Below are 15875 nucleotides of genomic sequence, written 5' to 3'. Positions count from 1 at the left end.
CTCCATCAATCTAAAGGTTTGTAGGCCTCCATACCCCAGCCGCTGAAATCACTCATGCCATTGTACACAGCCAGTCCCGTATCCAGAAGGGGGAAGAGATTCAAAGCTCCGGTGCCTTCGCCCAGACACATATCGCAGTGCAGAGGTGCTTCCTTTCCAAGAGCTTCCAAAAGCAGGGAGCCTGCCGGTTCTTTGGATACATGGGAAGCCAGCATATATTCTTTTGCAAGAGGACAGATTGCTGCCGCTGCCAACGCTGCGGTAGCTGAAATTACACCGTCAATGATCACCGGCATCTGTAAGGCTGCACCGCCTAAAAACAGACCTGCAATGGCCGCAATATCAAAGCCGCCTACCTTTGACAGTACATCTAAGGCATCCTCTTTATCCGGCTTATGCAGGGCAATGGCGTCCTTGATAACCTGGATTTTTTTATGAAATCCCTGTGTGGAAAGTCCTGCGCCGCGTCCGGTCATAGTTTCCACCGGAAGGTCCAAAAGCACAGACGCAACAGCGCTGCTGGTGGTTGTATTTCCAATTCCCATCTCTCCTGTGGCAATGATATCATAACCTTTTTCTTTCATCATTTCCGCAATTTCGATACCTGTTTCCACAGCCTGGACAGCCTGTTCTCTGGTCATAGCAGGCTCTTTTGCCATATTTTTTGTGCCGTATGCGATTTTGCGGTTCAGGATACTAACCTCTGAAGCCACTCCCACATCTACAGGAAAAATATCACAGCCTACACTTTTACACATAATGCTGGAGGCCGCCTTTGTCTGAAGAAAATTCTCTGCCACCAGAGCTGTAATCTCCTGTCCGGTCTGGGTAACACCTTCCTCTACCACACCGTTATCTGCACACATGGGAACCAGCACTCTTCTGGGTTTCTGCACATCCGGGCTGCCTGTAATACCGGCAATCTGTACTACCATATCTTCCAGCTTTCCAAGACTGTGAAGGGGATGTGCAATGCTGTCCCAACGCTTTTGGGTATACGCTATAGCCTCTTGATTCAACGGCTTAATTTTTTCGATAGTCTCCTGTAAATTCATTTTATAAACCTTCTTTCTTATGTTTTCTGTAGGCTCTGCAGCAATCCGTAAAAGCCATAGGAAGCCGGGGATTTCCGTAATAATAAAAGTGGGGAAAGCCTGCCAGCATAGTATCTGTAACATGCAGGCAGTCCCAGCCTCTGCTGCTCTCCGGTTTTGCAGCATAACAGTCTGTACCGCAGTTTGTAGAATCAAAATAGTGAAATTCATGGGCCGGGCAGCTGCCTGTATCGGCTCCGAACAGCTTCCCGTTTTTGCTGTTCACCTGAATGTATCCGAAACGGGATAACCGGGGGGTGCGATAGGACTTTCCGGTTATGTGCCCAATACCCTTACAGAAATTTCCTTCCATATCTTCAAAAGTATCGTGCAGATACATAAAGCCTCCGCACTCTGCCAAAAGAGGCAGTCCCTGCTGCAGTTTTTTCCGGATTTCCAGCCGTAAAGTTTCGTTTTCTTCCAGTTTCTTTCCAAAAAGCTCCGGATAGCCGCCGCAGAGCAGCAGCCCGTCCAAATCATTTGGAAGATGCTCCTCATGCAAAGGAGAAAAATAACAGATTTTTGCTCCCATTTTTTCCAGAATCCGAAGATTGTCGGCATATAAAAAGCAGAACGCCTCATCTTTGGAAACCCCGATACACACCGGAGATTTCTCTTGTTTCATATTGGATGTTATTAAAAAATCCGGCGTTCTCACTTCCAAATCCGGGGCTGATTTCCCCAGTCGAAGCAGCCCGTCAAGTTCTACAGTATCTTCCAGAACAGCGGCAAGACGGTTCAGTTTTTCCCGAAGTTCCCCTATCTCATCCGGCAATACCAATCCCAAATGACGGCTCTTTAAATCACATTCTTCCACTGGGGGAATATAGCCGTACACCGAAATAGAAAGTTGGTCTTCTATGAGTTTTTTCACTCTGGGATACAGCATGGGGGACATCTGATTTAAAAGAACACCTTCTATCCCACTGTCCTTCTGATATTTTACAAACCCTTCGATATACGGCAGAATAGAAACACTCATGCCTTTGCAATTTACCAGTAATACGACAGGGGTCTTTGTCACCTTTGCCAAATCATAAGCGCTGGCTTTTGTGGTTGTGCCTCCCACTCCATCATAATATCCCATGACCCCTTCCATTACAGAAATCTCACATCCTCTGCTGTTTTCCTCCAGCAGATAGCGGGTGGTTTCCTCCTCTGTAAAAAAAGTATCCAGATTCGCTGAGGCAGTTCCTATCACTTTGGCATGGAACATGGGGTCAATATAATCCGGGCCGCACTTAAAAGAGGCCACAGAAAGCCCTCTGTTCTTAAAAGCCTGAAGAATTCCGCAGGTTACCAGTGTTTTTCCGCTGCCGCTGGCCCCTGCAGTGATTAAAAAACGAGGTATGTTCTTCATAAACGTTTCCTCTCTTATTCTGAAGCGCCAATTCCGGTACAGGAAATAATATAAATAGGATTTTCTCCCATCATCATATGGTAGCTGGCCACACTTTTTGCCTTGCTTGCCGCAATCTGTACAATCTCTGTATCCGTAAGCGGCAGCTCCTTTAAGCACTGTAAGGCTTCGGAAAGTGTCTCCAGTGCAATGCAGTTTATGACAATCCGCACACAAGGATTTTTTTTCAGAAGCAGACGGATAATCTCCTTCATATTTCCCGAAGAACCGCCGATAAACGCATGGGTACAAGGTTCCAAATCTTCCATGGCTTCCGGGGCCAGACCTTCTATAATTTCCAGATTTCCCACACCGAATTTTGCTTTGTTTTTCTTTAAAACCTCTACGGCAAGAGGTTTCTTTTCTATGGCGTAGACCTTTCCCGAAAAGGCCCGCACCGCCATTTCTATAGACACCGAACCAGTTCCTGCACCTATGTCATAGCAGACAGAATCTTCATATAAGCGCAGCTTGGAAAGCGATACAGTACGCACTTCTTCCTTTGTCATGGGAACCTTATCCCGCAAAAATGCACTGTCTGAAATGCCATGGGTAACAGGAAGTTTTTCATAATCGGAATTTTCCACATAGACTACGCTCAGAGAATCTGCTTCATATCCCAGGAAATCCTCCGGCCCTCCCTGTCTGATTTTTTCATCCTCATAGGACAGTCTTTCTCCGGTGTACATACGGACATTTTTCAGCCCCGACGCTATTAGCTTTTCTGCCAGTTCGGCAATCCCATCTGAGGTTCCCAGAATGGAAAATACCTTTTTGTGACGGCGGATAAGCCCCACAAGTTCTGTATGTTTTCCATGGACACTGGTAAGTATAGTATCGTCCCAGGTCTTTTGGATACGGCTCATGAAGTATACCGGAGAAGAAATTCCGCATATCACTTTTACCTGATTTCCCAACACCTGCAGAAGCTTTCTGGCGCCGCTGTAGAATCCGGTGTCTCCGGATAAGACAATGGCAATCTTCTCGTATTCGGGATGAAGACGGATATAATTTCCAATCTTTTCACTGTCATATTCCACATACACATCCTGTCCTCTTCCGACACAGGACTGCACCATACGTCTGGCTCCAATCAGCAAATCCGCTCCCCGGACAGCCTCTGCAGCTTCTCTGGTACGGCTTTTTTCACTTCCCATTCCAATCCCAACCAGAGTAATTTCTGCCTGAGAGGAAAGCGAAAATCTCTCACACAGCAGCCTTTTACACTGTATAAGAGAAATCCCTTCTTCTTTTAATGGTCTGCCAATCATCACCGGTATACAGCCGCAGCTTCTGGCAGCCTCTATCTTTTCCTGAAAGCCTCCGGTGCTGCCCGACATCTTCGTTACCAGATATTTACAGTCCAGCTGCCGAAGCATAGCTGCATTTAATTCCATAGAAAACGGTCCCTGCATACAGATAAGATTCCTGCCCTCAAAGCCTAGTGCTGCACACTGCTGCGCTACATTGGGAAGGGATAAAACCCGCAGAAATACCCGCTTTTTATAATCTGAAAGCGCCGTATATTTCTCCGCCTCTTTACTTCCTGTTGTCACCAGAATATTCCCTTTTGTATGTTCCAGAAGTGTAACGGCTTCCTCTACACTGCCCGCATAAAGGCTTTCTGTTTCCATGTTCTCTGCAGTATTTTCTCTTAGCACTCTCACATAAGGAGAGCCTGTTTGTTCACAGGCTTTTCTTATATTTTCTGTCACTTCTGCGGCATAGGGATGGGTGGCATCCAATACCAAAGGACTGCCCTTTTCCCTCATCAGCGATTCCATCTCCGGCTCTGAAAGGCGGTTATGGGAAACATCTAATGTATCGGAAGCGGGCAAAAGCTGCTCTCCATACTCCGTGGCTACGCAAATGAGCGCGGAAATCTTTCTTCGATTCAGAAATTCTGCTATCTGCCGGCCTTCTGTTGTCCCGGCAAAAATAATGACTTTACACATTTTTGTAGCCTCTCGGTGTTACCATTTTTCCATTGATTTCTTTTGTCTGGGAGTTTCCTACAAACACCGTGGTAAACATATCCACTCCGGTATTTTTCAGCTCTTCCAGTGTCATGACCTGCATACTTTCCCCTTCCCGTCCAATGTTTCCTACAATTCCGCAAACAGTATCGGGAGACTTATACTTCATCATTAATGTACAGGCTTTTTCCAGATAATCGTGCCGTTTTTTGCTGGAAGGATTGTACAGGCAAATCACAAAATCCGCCTGGGATGCTCCCAGCAGACGGGCCTCAATTTTCTCCCATGGAGTGAGCAAATCGCTTAAACTAATCAGGCAGAAATCATGAATCAGCGGCGCTCCAAGAACAGCCGCTCCCCCTGTAGCTGCAGTGACACCCGGAATAATTTCCAGTTCTACCTCCGGATATTTGACTCCCACTTCGTACATCAGACCGGACATGCCGTACACACCTGCATCTCCGCTGCAAATCATGGAAACCGTCTTTCCTTTCATGGCTTCTTCAAAGGCCAGAACACAGCGGTCTACCTCTTTTTTCATCGGTGTTGTCATAAATTCTTTTCCCGGAAAATGGTTTCTTACCAAGTCTACATACACGGTATATCCAATAATCACATCACTTTTCTGCAAAGCCTGTGAGGCTTCAATAGTCATTTTTTCATAGGCACCGGGCCCGATACCTACCACATATAATTTATTCAAAATTCACACTCCATTTCTTCATCGCAAGGGCTACAGTCACGCCGTCCTGTGCATATTTTCTCTGTATCAGTCTTCCTTTTCCCTCTCTGCTGCTGCCAAGAAGAGCCGCTCTTTCACACACATTATCCACACCTGTTGTCTCTTTTACAAAATCAGACTGGGCATATGTGCCTTCTACTTCCTGTAGTTCCTCGGCCGTGTAGGTAATAAAAGGAAGGTTTCGTTCCTGACAGTATTCCAAAATCCCCTGTTCTTCTTTCTTTAAATCAATGCTGGTTACCTGTTCCATAGCCACAGAAGGAATCAGCAGTTCGTCACAGGCTCTGCGGATTACATTTTCCACTGTTCCCTTTGGGGTTTCCTTTTTACAGCCTACTCCTGTGGTAACCACCCTGGGTATCAAATAAAGAGTGTGTACAAAAGGATGTTCCAAATAGCCAGAGGTAACGCAAATACCAAGCTCCGGCTTTTCTTCTTCCTCTTCTCCACACAGCTTCAGCTCTGCAGGAAGTTCCCCAATCCACGGAAAGTCACTGGCAAATCCCACCTGTTTTCCGGCCAGTACAGCGGCAGAAATTTCTTTTGCCAGCACCATATCTGAGATATAGCAACCATTCTTTTTTGCAAAGATATCCACTGCAAATTTATCATTTAAGTCCGTAGCCGTTGTGACTACCGGCTGGGCATGCACAATCTCACCAACCTCTTCTGCCAGTTCATTGGCTCCTCCCAGATGCCCGGACAAAAGGGAAATGGAAAAACGTCCCTGTTCGTCTACCACCACCACAGCCGGATCCATCTTTTTACTTTTTACAAAAGGAGCAATGCTGCGCACAGCTATGCCGCAGGCCCCCACAAACACAATGGCATCACTGTCCTGAAAACGCTGTCCGGTCCACTCGTGGATGGATTCATCCACCGGTTTTGCAAACTGTTTTACGTTTCTGAAATCTCTGGATTCTTCATCCAGCTGGGACTCATCCAGCACCTTTTTAGTATACTTGCTTTTCGTATAAGATGTCACTTCATAAGAACGTTCTTTTAATACCCAGTACAGCATTTCACTCAGCCGGTATCCGGACTGGCTGAAGCTGATAATTGATATTTTCATAATCTACCTCCATAGTTCTTGGGCAAGATTTTGTGTCTTATAACGGGGAATTTCCTTCTCTGAATTCTGTAGTAAATTCCGGGTCATACAGCTTGGAACGGTCATAAGAATGATGGGCCACCACATCGCCGATAATCATAAGAGCCGTCTTCGTAATATGATTTTCCCTGGCTGTCTGCGCAAGGGTGTCCACCGTGCACACGAAAGATTTTTCATCCTCCCAGGTGGCTTTATAGACAATAGCAGCCGGTGTATCCGGACGGTATCCTCCCTCTATCAGTCTCCTGGAGAGTTCTTCCAGCATACCCGTACTTAAAAATACAACCATGGTAGCCTGATGAGCAGCAAAGGATTCGATGCTCTCTTTTGGCGGTACCGGCGTCCTTCCAGCCATTCTTGTAATGATAACGCTCTGAGATACATTGGGAAGTGTATATTCCAAATCCAGGGCAGAAGCCGCACCGCAGAAAGAACTGACTCCCGGACAGTAATCATAGGAAATTCCTTTTTCATCCAAAACATCCATCTGCTCCCGAATAGCCCCGTAAAGACAGGGGTCTCCTGTGTGAAGACGCACAGTCATTTTCTCCTCTTTTTCTGCCTGAAACATAACCTCCAGCACTTCTTCCAGCGTCATTTTCGCGCTGTTATAAATTGCACAGCCCTCTTTTGCGTATTCCAAAAGCTGAGGATTTACCAGAGAACCGGCGTAAATGACCACATCTGCTTCCTCCAGAAATTTCTTTCCTCTAAGTGTAATCAAATCTGCAGCTCCACTTCCTGCACCCACAAAATGTATCATGTTTTCACCCCTTTTCCTTCACAATAATCAGTGAATAATAACCTGCCGCATCGGGTATTTCCTCTGCAGTCTCATATATTTTTTCTGTTTCCATTCCGCAGTTTTCAATCATAACCGCAGACTGTCCGCTGTTTAAAATACTCTCTTTTACCTGTTTTAATTTTCTGCCTGTTTTCATCAGAACTTTGGTTCCCGGAAGGGCCAGAATCTCATTCATTTCATCTGCTTTATAAGTAGCCGGAATCACATGAAGCGGCTCTGCCATTTCTACAAGACTCCTGTTTAATCTGGCTGCTACTGCGCAAAAAGAAGTGATTCCGCTGACAATTTCCACCTCATATCCCCGGCTTAGAATCCGTTTATGGACGTACATATAGGTGGAATAAACCGTAGGATCTCCCAGCGTCAGAAATGCAACCTGTTTTCCCTCTTTTAAGCAGGCTTCTATGTCATCAGCTGCTTTCTCATGGTTTGCTTCCAATACAGCTTTATCCTTTGTCATAGGCATAGCTATGGGAATCAACGGTTTGCTGTCCAGTTCTTTATATACACCTTTTACAATCTGATAAGCCACGCTTTCCTGCACCTCATTTCCGGGAACAGCAATGACGTCACTTTCCTGTATTATCCGCAGAGCCTTTATGGTTAATAATTCCGGGTCTCCGGGTCCTACGCCCAGTCCCAATAATTTTCCATTCATGTTTTTTTCTCCTTTTCTTCTGTCTTTTCTGTATAGCAGGGATACTGCCGCCGCAGCAGTTCAGCCAGAGTTTTGGCTTCTTTTGTCTCTCCCAGATATCCGAATTCATTGGAAAACAATACCGCTTCTGTCTGCAGTCTTCCATAGGTTCTATGATTCAGATAATAGCTGATTCGATCCATCAACTCTCCCATAACCGGCTCTAAAAGCCCTTCTTTTTGTATCACGGTAAGTCCTTCATCTGTGGTAATGGTATTCAGAATTTCTCTGGCCCCTTCCATGGAAATTCCGGCCCTTAGGGCGTTGGCGGCCAGTATTTCGGCTCTGCCATCCGCACAGCGGGAATGGGTATTCATAATTCCTGCTGCTACCTTCACAAACTTTCCGATATGAGAGATAAAAAGAATCCCTTTTACCCCCATATCCACAGCCATATCCAGAGTTTCTCCCACATAATTGCTGCATTTCATATTCTCTGAAAAAGGCAGATTCATATGTTCTTTTATGTATGCTACACCATAATTTCCCGGGGTCACTAAAAGATATTCGGCTCCGTTTTCTACCTTTTGCCGCATCTCCACTTCAATGCTTTTGATAAGGGCTGCTTCACTCATAGGTTCAACAATTCCAGAAGTTCCAAGTATAGAAATCCCCCCTTCAATCCCAAGCCGGGGATTAAAGGTTCTGGCAGCGGTCTGTTCTCCTTTTGGCACACTGATGGTTACCAGAAGACCGCCTTCGTAGTCTGCCTGGCTGCAGATTTCTTCCAAAGCCCTCTGTATCATGGCACGGGGAACTTTATTGATTGCTGCACTGCCTACTGGCTGTTCCAATCCTTTTTTCGTCACTCTTCCCACGCCAACGCCGCCGTCGATGATAATTTCTTTCCCGGAAATTTTCTCTACTTTGGCAAAAATTTTCAGCCCGTGGGTCACATCCGGGTCATCTCCTGCGTCTTTTTCTACAGCACAGGAAACCCAGTTTTCTCCCCTGGTAATATCCAGAATCTTCAGGGATAGAAGAATTCCTTTGGGCGTCATCAGGCTTTCTGTTTCTTTGTATTTGTTTAAAAGAAGCATAAACGCCGCTGCCTTTGCAGCCCCTGCTGCGCAGGAGCCGGTGGTATAGCCATAGCGCATTTTTTTATTGTTTTTAATACTGTAGTACCCTTCCAGTCCCGTGGTTCCTGTCATAGTTTCCTCACTTCATTCCTGCCGAAAAAAACCGCTGTCCTGTCAAGACAACGGCTTTTTCTATTCATTATTCCTGGAAGTATCCGGTTGCCGCAGAATGCTTCCACTCCTTGAACATTTCATGTATCTGGCTTTACAGTAACGGACTTGCACAGGAAATTCTCCTGTTTCCATGGAAATGTTCAGCTTTTTTTCTATTTATAACCGTATTCATTATATAATTTTCTACAATAAAAGTCAACGCAAACCATTATCTTTCTACCCAAAATCCACGTTCTCCTCCTGCGGCCTCTATCAGTTTCCTGGTACCGGTTTCGGCCAGTACCGGCACACTTTCCGGATGTGTCCAGTTTGCAATCTGGTCATCGAAAAGAATATTTGCGGAAGCCGGAAATTCCTCATCCCCATCCCAGAATATATAAGTCAGAGAAATTTTAGGGAAAGCCTGCAGCGTAAAGCTGACATCCCCAAACCGCTCCTGTTTTCCTTTTATGCTTAATCCCGCCCGAAGCAGTTCTTTCGTCTTTCCCGAAAAGTTTCGTACAAGAGGCAGCAGAGCTGATTTTTGGTAGGCTTTTTCAAAAACGGCTGCTTCTTTAATTTCACGGAAAGGAACCTGTTTTGTACTTTCCCTGGCATCTTTTTTATGATAATGCAGGTGCTGCATGATGGTCAGCCTGTCCTCTACAGGCACTGCAGAACCGTCTGCTTTTCCAATATTTCCGTCTTTCAAGGTAATGGTACACAATTCTCCAAAGAAGGGAATATAGAGATACTCTCTGTCTGTTTTCAACCCCAGAAAGTCTGCTGTTTCCCTTGGATTGTCCTGCAAAAACCACTCCTGGTACTGTCGGAAAACTTTCTCATAATTGGAATCTGCCATAGCCTTTTCTCCTCCTCATAAAGTATATTTTTCTTTATTTTATCATATCTTAAAGGTTTATGAAAGCTGCTGCGGCACTAAAAAACGGAGCTTATCCAATGGATACGCCCCATTTTTCAGTGCTGCAGTTCTCTGTTTTTAAATGATAATACACACCAGTCCGCCTTTGCTGTCATTGACGATTTTCTGCATGGTGTCCTGGAGTTTTACCTGACTCTCATCTCCAATCTGCACCAGTTTTGTGTGAATCCCATCCTCCACCAGCTGTCCGATGGATTTGCCGAAAATGTTCGTCTGCCAGATACTTTCCTTTCGCTCATCACTGGCCTTAATATAAGAAATCAAATCTTTTGCCTGTTCTTCACTGCCCACAATCGGCGCAATTTCTGTTTCAATATTGGCGCGAATCATATGTATGGAAGGGCTGATGGATTTGATTTTAACCCCATACTTACTGCCCTGTTTAATAACAACGGGTTCTTCCAGTTTTATCTCTTCTTTGTCCGGAGTTACCACACCGTATCCCTTACCGCGAACCGAGGAAATAGCGCCTTTTACTTTGACGTATTCCTCTTTCATTTTTGCCAGTTCCTGCATGGTATGAATCAATTCATATTCATCAGAAATATCCACGCCTGTCATCTCGCTTAGAATCTCATAGTACCAGGTTTCATCCATTTCTACCCGTACACAGATTCTTCCGCTGGACAGGTCTGTCTTCTCCGGAATCATATTTCTGATATACTCAGAAGCAACCGCAAAATGGTCTTTGGACGCGTCCTTTACATACTTCATATGACTCATAAGTTCTTGAATAGACCCAAGAAGATTTTCCTTTAAATAATGGTCAGCGGGCAGCATTTCCACCCATTTTGGAACATAAAATTCCATCTGCACAATGGGGAATTCATAAAGAAGTTTTTCCATAATTCTGGACACATCTTCTTTTCTCAACTGTTCACAATTTACACTTACAACTCCGGCCTGATATTTCTTTTTCAGTTCCTCTGCCAGGGCTAATGTTTCTTCTTTATAAGGCTTCTGGGAATTTAAAATAATCAAAAACGGCTTGCCTGTTTTCTTTAGTTCTGACACAGTTTTCTCTTCTGCCGTGATATAACTTTCCCGGGGAATTTCCCCAAAAGAGCCGTCACAGGTAACCACCAGGCCAATGTTGGAATGTTCTTCGATGACTTTTCTGGTGCCTGTCTCTGCCGCCTGGTGAAAGGGGATTTCATAACTGTACCAGGGCGTTTTTACCATACGTTCCTTTCCGTCTTCCATGTTTCCTGCCGCATTGGGAACCAAAAATCCCACACAGTCTATCAACCGTATTTTCGCCTGAAATTCCTCTCCCATTTGGATTGCTGCTGCTTCTTTTGGAATAAATTTAGGTTCTACGGTGGTAATCAGTTTACCGGAACCGCTTAGCGGAAGCTGGTCACGAATTTCATTTCTCAGGTTTTCCTCCATATTGGGAAGTGCAGCCAGTTCCATAAATCTTCGCACAAATGTGGATTTCCCCGTGCGCACCGGACCCACAACACCTATGTAAATTTCTCCGTTTGTACGAGCCTGTATATCCTTGTAAATATTATATGTATCCATAAAATACCCCTTTCATCGTATTGCTAGATTATATGACAGACCTTTCAAAAAAATTCCTCCCAATTTCACGAACATTTGTTCTTGACATTTTTTATATACCTGTTATAATAAAATCAGAATATATGTTCGATTCTATTTTATCATTTTTACAAAGAGGTGTTTACATGAAAGTGAATTTTTCTCTTTCCCTAGAAGAAAAACTGCAGATTTTATCAGATGCTGCCAAATATGATGTTGCCTGTACTTCCAGTGGTTCTGACCGGAGAGGGAAAAAAGGCAGTCTGGGGAACTCCTGTGCTGCAGGTATCTGTCACAGCTTTGCCGCAGACGGAAGGTGTATTTCTCTTTTGAAAGTCCTGCTCTCTAATGAGTGCGTCTATGACTGTAAATACTGTCTGAACCGCCGCTCCAACGATAAGGTGCGCACCACCTTTACCCCGGAGGAACTCTGCAGTATCACCATGGAATTTTACAAAAGAAATTATATTGAAGGACTGTTTCTGAGTTCCGGAGTCATCAAAAACCCTACCCATACCATGGAACTGATCTATCAGACTTTGTACCTTCTGCGTACAAAATACCATTTCAGGGGCTATATCCATGCCAAGGCTGTTCCTGGCGCGTCTCCGGAAATTATTGAGCAGACCGGATATCTGGCCGACCGTATGAGTATCAATATGGAACTCCCTACGGAGAAAAGCCTGCACACCCTGGCCCCCGGAAAAACACAGCAGTCCATTGTAAAACCTATGGCCCAGATACAGGGGAAAATTATAGATTACCGGCTTTCCCTGGGCAAAACTGCTTCTATGGAGCGCTTTGGACAAAACCAGTATCTCTCCAGTACAATTTTTACGGATACTGCCAGTACTTTGTCCGGTGCTTCCTCCTTGGCTCTGGAAAAAACTGCTTTTACACCCCGGATACAGAATTCCCGTTCTCTGTCAGTCCCTATAGATAAGCAAAAAAAACGGCCATTTGTACCTGCTGGACAGAGCACACAGATGATTATCGGAGCCACCGCTGAAAATGACTATGAACTTTTACAGGTAACCCAGCAGATGTATCAGAAATTTGATTTAAAGAGGGTCTTTTTCTCTGCCTATATTCCCCTTAACGAAGACTCTGCTCTGCCATCTCTGGACACAGCCCCTCCTCTGCTTCGGGAACATCGGCTTTATCAGGCGGACTGGCTGCTGCGCTATTATGGTTTTCATGCTGAGGATTTGCTCAGCCCCGCCAGGCCCAATTTTAACATCCTGCTTGACCCCAAGTGTGACTGGGCGCTGCGTCATCTGGAAATTTTTCCAGTAGAAGTTTCCCATGCTTCTTATGGCGACTTGTTAAAGGTTCCGGGAATCGGCAATAAATCTGCGTGGCGAATTGTTCAGGCCCGCCGCCAGGGCACTCTGGATTTTTCTGCGCTAAAGAAAATGGGGGTAGTTCTAAAGCGGGCACAATATTTCATCACCTGCCAGGGAAAAATGCTGTATCGAACTCCTATTGAAGAGGATTTTATTACCCGCCAACTGACCGGCACAGATAAAAAAACAGCCTGGGAAGCAGAACATCCTCAGACTTATGAACAGCTTTCCCTCTTTGACCACCATTTTCTGGAAGTCCCGCCTACCGTAGAAGACAGTTGTAAGACCTTTTGGGGTCAATTATAAGAAAAGGAGGCTCTTCCATGGTTGTTTTTACCTGTTATGACAATTTTGAATCCATGATGACCTGTATTTATGACGCTTGGGCAGCCCGGCTGGGACACTCCAATATCCGGCTTCAAACAGAACCTGTGGGCAACCTGGAACTGTTCTGTGAATACCGCCATATTGATACGGAAATGGAAAAAGTTCAGAAAGTTATCCGCTCAATCCACAAAAAAATCTCTTTTCAGGCGTATCAGTATGTATATGCTGCCTCCCTGTCTTCTCATGAGGAAAAGCTGGACAGAATTTACCGTTTTCTGGTGCTGGGCTTTGCCTGTGGAAACGCTGTGCTGGATATGCTCCATCAGCCGGAGGTACAGGCCATTTTTGAATTGCAGCGAAGTGTATATAATGAAACACACAAATTCCGAGAATTTGTTCGCTTTGACCGTCTGGAAAACCAGATTCTATTCTCTGTCATTGAACCGAAATCTCATGTGCTGACGCTCTTGGCTCCTCATTTTGAAGACCGTATGCCCTCAGAAGACTGGATAATTACAGATAAGAATCGCCTGCTTGCTGTAGTGCACCCTAAAAATCAAGAAGCCTTTTTAACTCCCATTACACCCCAAGAACTGGCTTACATGGAAAGTGTCCGAAACAAAAAGGATTCTTATACAAGATTGTGGAAAACGTTTTTCGATTCTGTCTCTATCAAAGAGCGGGCCAATGCCAAATGTCAGAGAAATTTCCTGCCCCTTTGGTATCGAAAAAACATGACAGAATTTACAGAAGAATAGTTCCGCCCTTTCATCCGAAATACATTGTAAAAGGCGGAACCCAAAACAGGTTCCGCCCATACCTCCAATATAGAATCTCTTCTGTACTGGGTTCTTTTTATGCAAATTTTCTCTTAGCAGCTTCTACCACATGGCCTACCAATACAGAAGTTGTAACGCTTCCTACACCGCCCGGCACAGGAGTGATAGCTTCTACGATTGGTTCTGCCTTTTCAAAATCCACATCTCCACAGAGTTTTCCTTCTGCATTGACATTGATACCCACATCAATAACAACCTGACCTTCTCTTAAATAAGTGTCATCTACTACACCTGCACGTCCTGCAGCAACAATGACGATATCTGCTTCTTTTACTACAGAAGGCATATCCACGGTTCTTGTATGACATACTGTAACAGTTGCATTTTTCTTAATCAGCATCATGGCAGCCGGTTTACCTACAACCAGACTGCGTCCGATAACAACTGCTTTCTTGCCTGTGCAGTCAATGTCGTAATAATCCAGAATTTCCATACAAGCCTGTGGTGTACATGGAGGGAAACCTACGTTCTTTCCGGTAAATACACCGGACATAGAGCCGTCTGTCATACAGTCTACATCCTTTTCAGGGTCCAGAGCATTTTCAATCACAGACTGATCCAGATGTTTTGGAAGCGGACGGAATAATAATACTCCGTGAATATTGTCATCTTTATTTACTTTGTCAATGGTTGCCAGAAGTTCCTCCTGTGTAACATCAGCCGGAAGTAAGATTTTCTCACATGCAACACCTAAAGTTTCACAGCGTTTGGTTGCTCCTCTTTCATAGGAAATATCGCTTTCATTCTCTCCTACACGAATAATTCCCAGAGTTGGTCTTACCCCTTTTGCTTCCAGTGCAGCAACATCTGCTTTGATTCTCTCATTTAATGCTGCTGTTACTTCTTTACCAAGTAATCTTTTTGCCATTTCCAGCATCCTCCTAATAGTTCTTTTTCTATGATTATTTTAATCTGGATAATACGCTTTCAAATGTTTCATCTGCAATCTTTGTATATTTTTCCAGCATAGCGTCTGCTTTTTTATTTAATTCTTCCGCATAAGCTCTGTCGGCCATGGATTTTGTATTGATGTAAACATTTAAGCTGGCTCCTTTTAAAGCAGCTTTACAGAAAGCAGCGCCTACCCCTGCATCACTGATAGCCAAAGTAGAACCCTTTGCTGCGAACTCTACAATAACTTCAATGGCTTCACAGCATTTTTCCATGATTTCCATAGGTACAGAACAGGCATCTTTTAACACGATTTCCATAACACGTGCTTTTTCTGCCTTTTCCTCTTCTGTATTTCTCGGCATACCGTATGCTTTGGAAAGAGGCTCGAATACTTCTGCGTCTCTCTCAATCAGGCGAAGAAAATCTTTCTGGAGTTCATCGCATTTTTTCTTTAACTCCCACATTTCTTCTTCTACCTCTGCATATTTCTTTTTGCCTACTGTAAGGCTTCCTACCATATTTCCAAGAGCAGTTCCTACTGCTCCTACTAAGGCAGAAGCGCCGCCGCCGCCGGGAACCGGGGCTTTAGAAGCCAGGACTTCTACGAATTCATTGCATGGCACTGTTGAAAATCCCATTGTTGTATCCTCCTTAAAACCGTATCTCTTTCTGCTTAGAACAAGCCGTGAATCTTTCCTGTCTCGTCTACATCAATCTTTTCAGCAGCCGGCACTTTCGGCAGACCCGGCATAGTCATGATTTCACCGGTTAATGCTACGATAAATCCTGCACCTGCGGAAATCTTTAAGTTTCTTACGGTTACTTCAAAGTCTGTAGGCGCACCCAGTTTGGTCTGGTCGTCTGTTAAGCTGTACTGTGTCTTAGCCACACAGATTGGGCAGTTTCCGTATCCTAAGGCTTCTAACTGTGCTGCCTGTTTCTGCGCATTGGCTGTCAGGACAACTTTCTTTCCGCCGTATAC

General features: G+C 44.8%; 15 protein-coding genes. 2 read left to right on the top strand and 13 right to left on the bottom strand.

Features of this window, described 5'->3' with window-relative positions; genetic code table 11:
- Positions 1-5 precede the first annotated feature (5 nt).
- The 10 genes from cobT to spoIVA form a co-directional block, all read right to left on the bottom strand.
- Positions 6-1055 carry a nicotinate-nucleotide--dimethylbenzimidazole phosphoribosyltransferase gene (gene cobT, locus WKT17_RS13065; RefSeq protein ID WP_291683231.1) on the bottom strand — a complete coding sequence of 350 codons (1050 nt, stop codon included), beginning with the start codon at positions 1053-1055 and terminating at the stop codon, positions 6-8.
- Between the two features lies 1 nt (position 1056).
- The gene (locus WKT17_RS13060) at positions 1057-2454 is read right to left on the bottom strand and encodes a cobyrinate a,c-diamide synthase (protein ID WP_291683230.1); all 1398 of its coding nucleotides are present in this window, start codon (positions 2452-2454) and stop codon (positions 1057-1059) included.
- A gap of 14 nt (positions 2455-2468) precedes the next feature.
- The gene (cobK, locus tag WKT17_RS13055) at positions 2469-4448 is read right to left on the bottom strand and encodes a precorrin-6A reductase (RefSeq protein ID WP_291683229.1); all 1980 of its coding nucleotides are present in this window, start codon (positions 4446-4448) and stop codon (positions 2469-2471) included.
- On the bottom strand, positions 4441-5172 hold the full coding sequence (gene cobJ, locus WKT17_RS13050; protein WP_173749620.1) for a precorrin-3B C(17)-methyltransferase: 732 nt from the start codon (positions 5170-5172) through the stop codon (positions 4441-4443). Before cobJ ends, cobK begins: the two co-directional genes overlap by 8 nt.
- Positions 5165-6283, bottom strand: coding sequence for a cobalt-precorrin 5A hydrolase (locus tag WKT17_RS13045; protein WP_173749621.1), 1119 nt, complete (start codon positions 6281-6283; stop codon positions 5165-5167). The genes cobJ and WKT17_RS13045 overlap by 8 nt, the downstream gene beginning before the upstream one ends.
- A 37-nt stretch (positions 6284-6320) precedes the next feature.
- Positions 6321-7085, bottom strand: a complete 765-nt coding sequence (cobM, locus tag WKT17_RS13040) for a precorrin-4 C(11)-methyltransferase (RefSeq protein WP_173749622.1) — start codon at positions 7083-7085, stop codon at positions 6321-6323.
- 4 nt (positions 7086-7089) lie between these two features.
- Entirely contained in the window at positions 7090-7785 is a 696-nt protein-coding gene (gene cobI / locus WKT17_RS13035) for a precorrin-2 C(20)-methyltransferase (protein WP_173749623.1), read from the bottom strand.
- Complete coding sequence (gene cbiD / locus WKT17_RS13030) at positions 7782-8978, bottom strand: cobalt-precorrin-5B (C(1))-methyltransferase CbiD (RefSeq protein WP_173749624.1); 1197 nt, start codon at positions 8976-8978, stop codon at positions 7782-7784. Before cbiD ends, cobI begins: the two co-directional genes overlap by 4 nt.
- 250 nt (positions 8979-9228) lie before the next feature.
- Complete coding sequence (locus tag WKT17_RS13025; RefSeq protein WP_173749625.1) at positions 9229-9861, bottom strand: DUF3786 domain-containing protein; 633 nt, start codon at positions 9859-9861, stop codon at positions 9229-9231.
- A 138-nt stretch (positions 9862-9999) separates the two neighbouring features.
- Positions 10000-11469: a stage IV sporulation protein A gene (gene spoIVA, locus WKT17_RS13020; RefSeq protein ID WP_291683227.1), complete on the bottom strand. Its 1470-nt coding sequence runs from the start codon at positions 11467-11469 to the stop codon at positions 10000-10002.
- A gap of 164 nt (positions 11470-11633) precedes the next feature.
- Here spoIVA and WKT17_RS13015 point away from each other — a divergent pair, with 164 nt between their 5' ends.
- Together WKT17_RS13015 and WKT17_RS13010 are read left to right on the top strand one after the other, a co-directional pair.
- A complete protein-coding gene (locus WKT17_RS13015; RefSeq protein WP_291683226.1) occupies positions 11634-13139 on the top strand; it encodes a putative DNA modification/repair radical SAM protein in 1506 nt (501 codons plus the stop codon).
- 17 nt (positions 13140-13156) lie between these two features.
- Entirely contained in the window at positions 13157-13918 is a 762-nt protein-coding gene (locus tag WKT17_RS13010) for a TIGR03915 family putative DNA repair protein (protein ID WP_173750316.1), read from the top strand.
- Positions 13919-14015: 97 nt separating this feature from the next.
- Here the strand turns inward: WKT17_RS13010 and WKT17_RS13005 are convergent, their stop codons facing one another.
- The 3 genes from WKT17_RS13005 to WKT17_RS12995 form a co-directional block, all read right to left on the bottom strand.
- Positions 14016-14867, bottom strand: coding sequence for a bifunctional 5,10-methylenetetrahydrofolate dehydrogenase/5,10-methenyltetrahydrofolate cyclohydrolase (locus WKT17_RS13005; RefSeq protein ID WP_173750315.1), 852 nt, complete (start codon positions 14865-14867; stop codon positions 14016-14018).
- A 34-nt stretch (positions 14868-14901) separates the two neighbouring features.
- Positions 14902-15531, bottom strand: coding sequence for a cyclodeaminase/cyclohydrolase family protein (locus WKT17_RS13000; RefSeq protein ID WP_111919864.1), 630 nt, complete (start codon positions 15529-15531; stop codon positions 14902-14904).
- 35 nt (positions 15532-15566) lie between these two features.
- Positions 15567-15875, bottom strand: a 309-nt coding sequence (locus WKT17_RS12995) for a formate--tetrahydrofolate ligase (protein WP_340273158.1), incomplete at its 5' end; no start/stop codon positions are given.

This window comes from Blautia sp. HCN-20427, assembly GCF_037890365.1.
Taxonomy (GTDB): Bacteria; Bacillota; Clostridia; order Lachnospirales; family Lachnospiraceae; genus Blautia.
Note: the sequence above shows the minus strand (reverse complement) of the source record. Positions and strands in the feature narration are given on the sequence as shown.

What these genes read in the sequence shown, in the direction of transcription:
- cobT (WP_291683231.1), bottom strand. Translation starts at nt 1,055, where the DNA reads ATGAATTTACAGGAGACTATCGAAAAAATTAAGCCGTTGAATCAAGAG.
- WKT17_RS13060 (WP_291683230.1), bottom strand. Translation starts at nt 2,454, where the DNA reads ATGAAGAACATACCTCGTTTTTTAATCACTGCAGGGGCCAGCGGCAGC.
- cobK (WP_291683229.1), bottom strand. Translation starts at nt 4,448, where the DNA reads ATGTGTAAAGTCATTATTTTTGCCGGGACAACAGAAGGCCGGCAGATA.
- WKT17_RS13045 (WP_173749621.1), bottom strand. Translation starts at nt 6,283, where the DNA reads ATGAAAATATCAATTATCAGCTTCAGCCAGTCCGGATACCGGCTGAGT.
- cobM (WP_173749622.1), bottom strand. Translation starts at nt 7,085, where the DNA reads ATGATACATTTTGTGGGTGCAGGAAGTGGAGCTGCAGATTTGATTACA.
- cobI (WP_173749623.1), bottom strand. Translation starts at nt 7,785, where the DNA reads ATGAATGGAAAATTATTGGGACTGGGCGTAGGACCCGGAGACCCGGAA.
- cbiD (WP_173749624.1), bottom strand. Translation starts at nt 8,978, where the DNA reads ATGACAGGAACCACGGGACTGGAAGGGTACTACAGTATTAAAAACAAT.
- WKT17_RS13025 (WP_173749625.1), bottom strand. Translation starts at nt 9,861, where the DNA reads ATGGCAGATTCCAATTATGAGAAAGTTTTCCGACAGTACCAGGAGTGG.
- spoIVA (WP_291683227.1), bottom strand. Translation starts at nt 11,469, where the DNA reads ATGGATACATATAATATTTACAAGGATATACAGGCTCGTACAAACGGA.
- WKT17_RS13015 (WP_291683226.1), top strand. Translation starts at nt 11,634, where the DNA reads ATGAAAGTGAATTTTTCTCTTTCCCTAGAAGAAAAACTGCAGATTTTA.
- WKT17_RS13010 (WP_173750316.1), top strand. Translation starts at nt 13,157, where the DNA reads ATGGTTGTTTTTACCTGTTATGACAATTTTGAATCCATGATGACCTGT.
- WKT17_RS13005 (WP_173750315.1), bottom strand. Translation starts at nt 14,867, where the DNA reads ATGGCAAAAAGATTACTTGGTAAAGAAGTAACAGCAGCATTAAATGAG.
- WKT17_RS13000 (WP_111919864.1), bottom strand. Translation starts at nt 15,531, where the DNA reads ATGGGATTTTCAACAGTGCCATGCAATGAATTCGTAGAAGTCCTGGCT.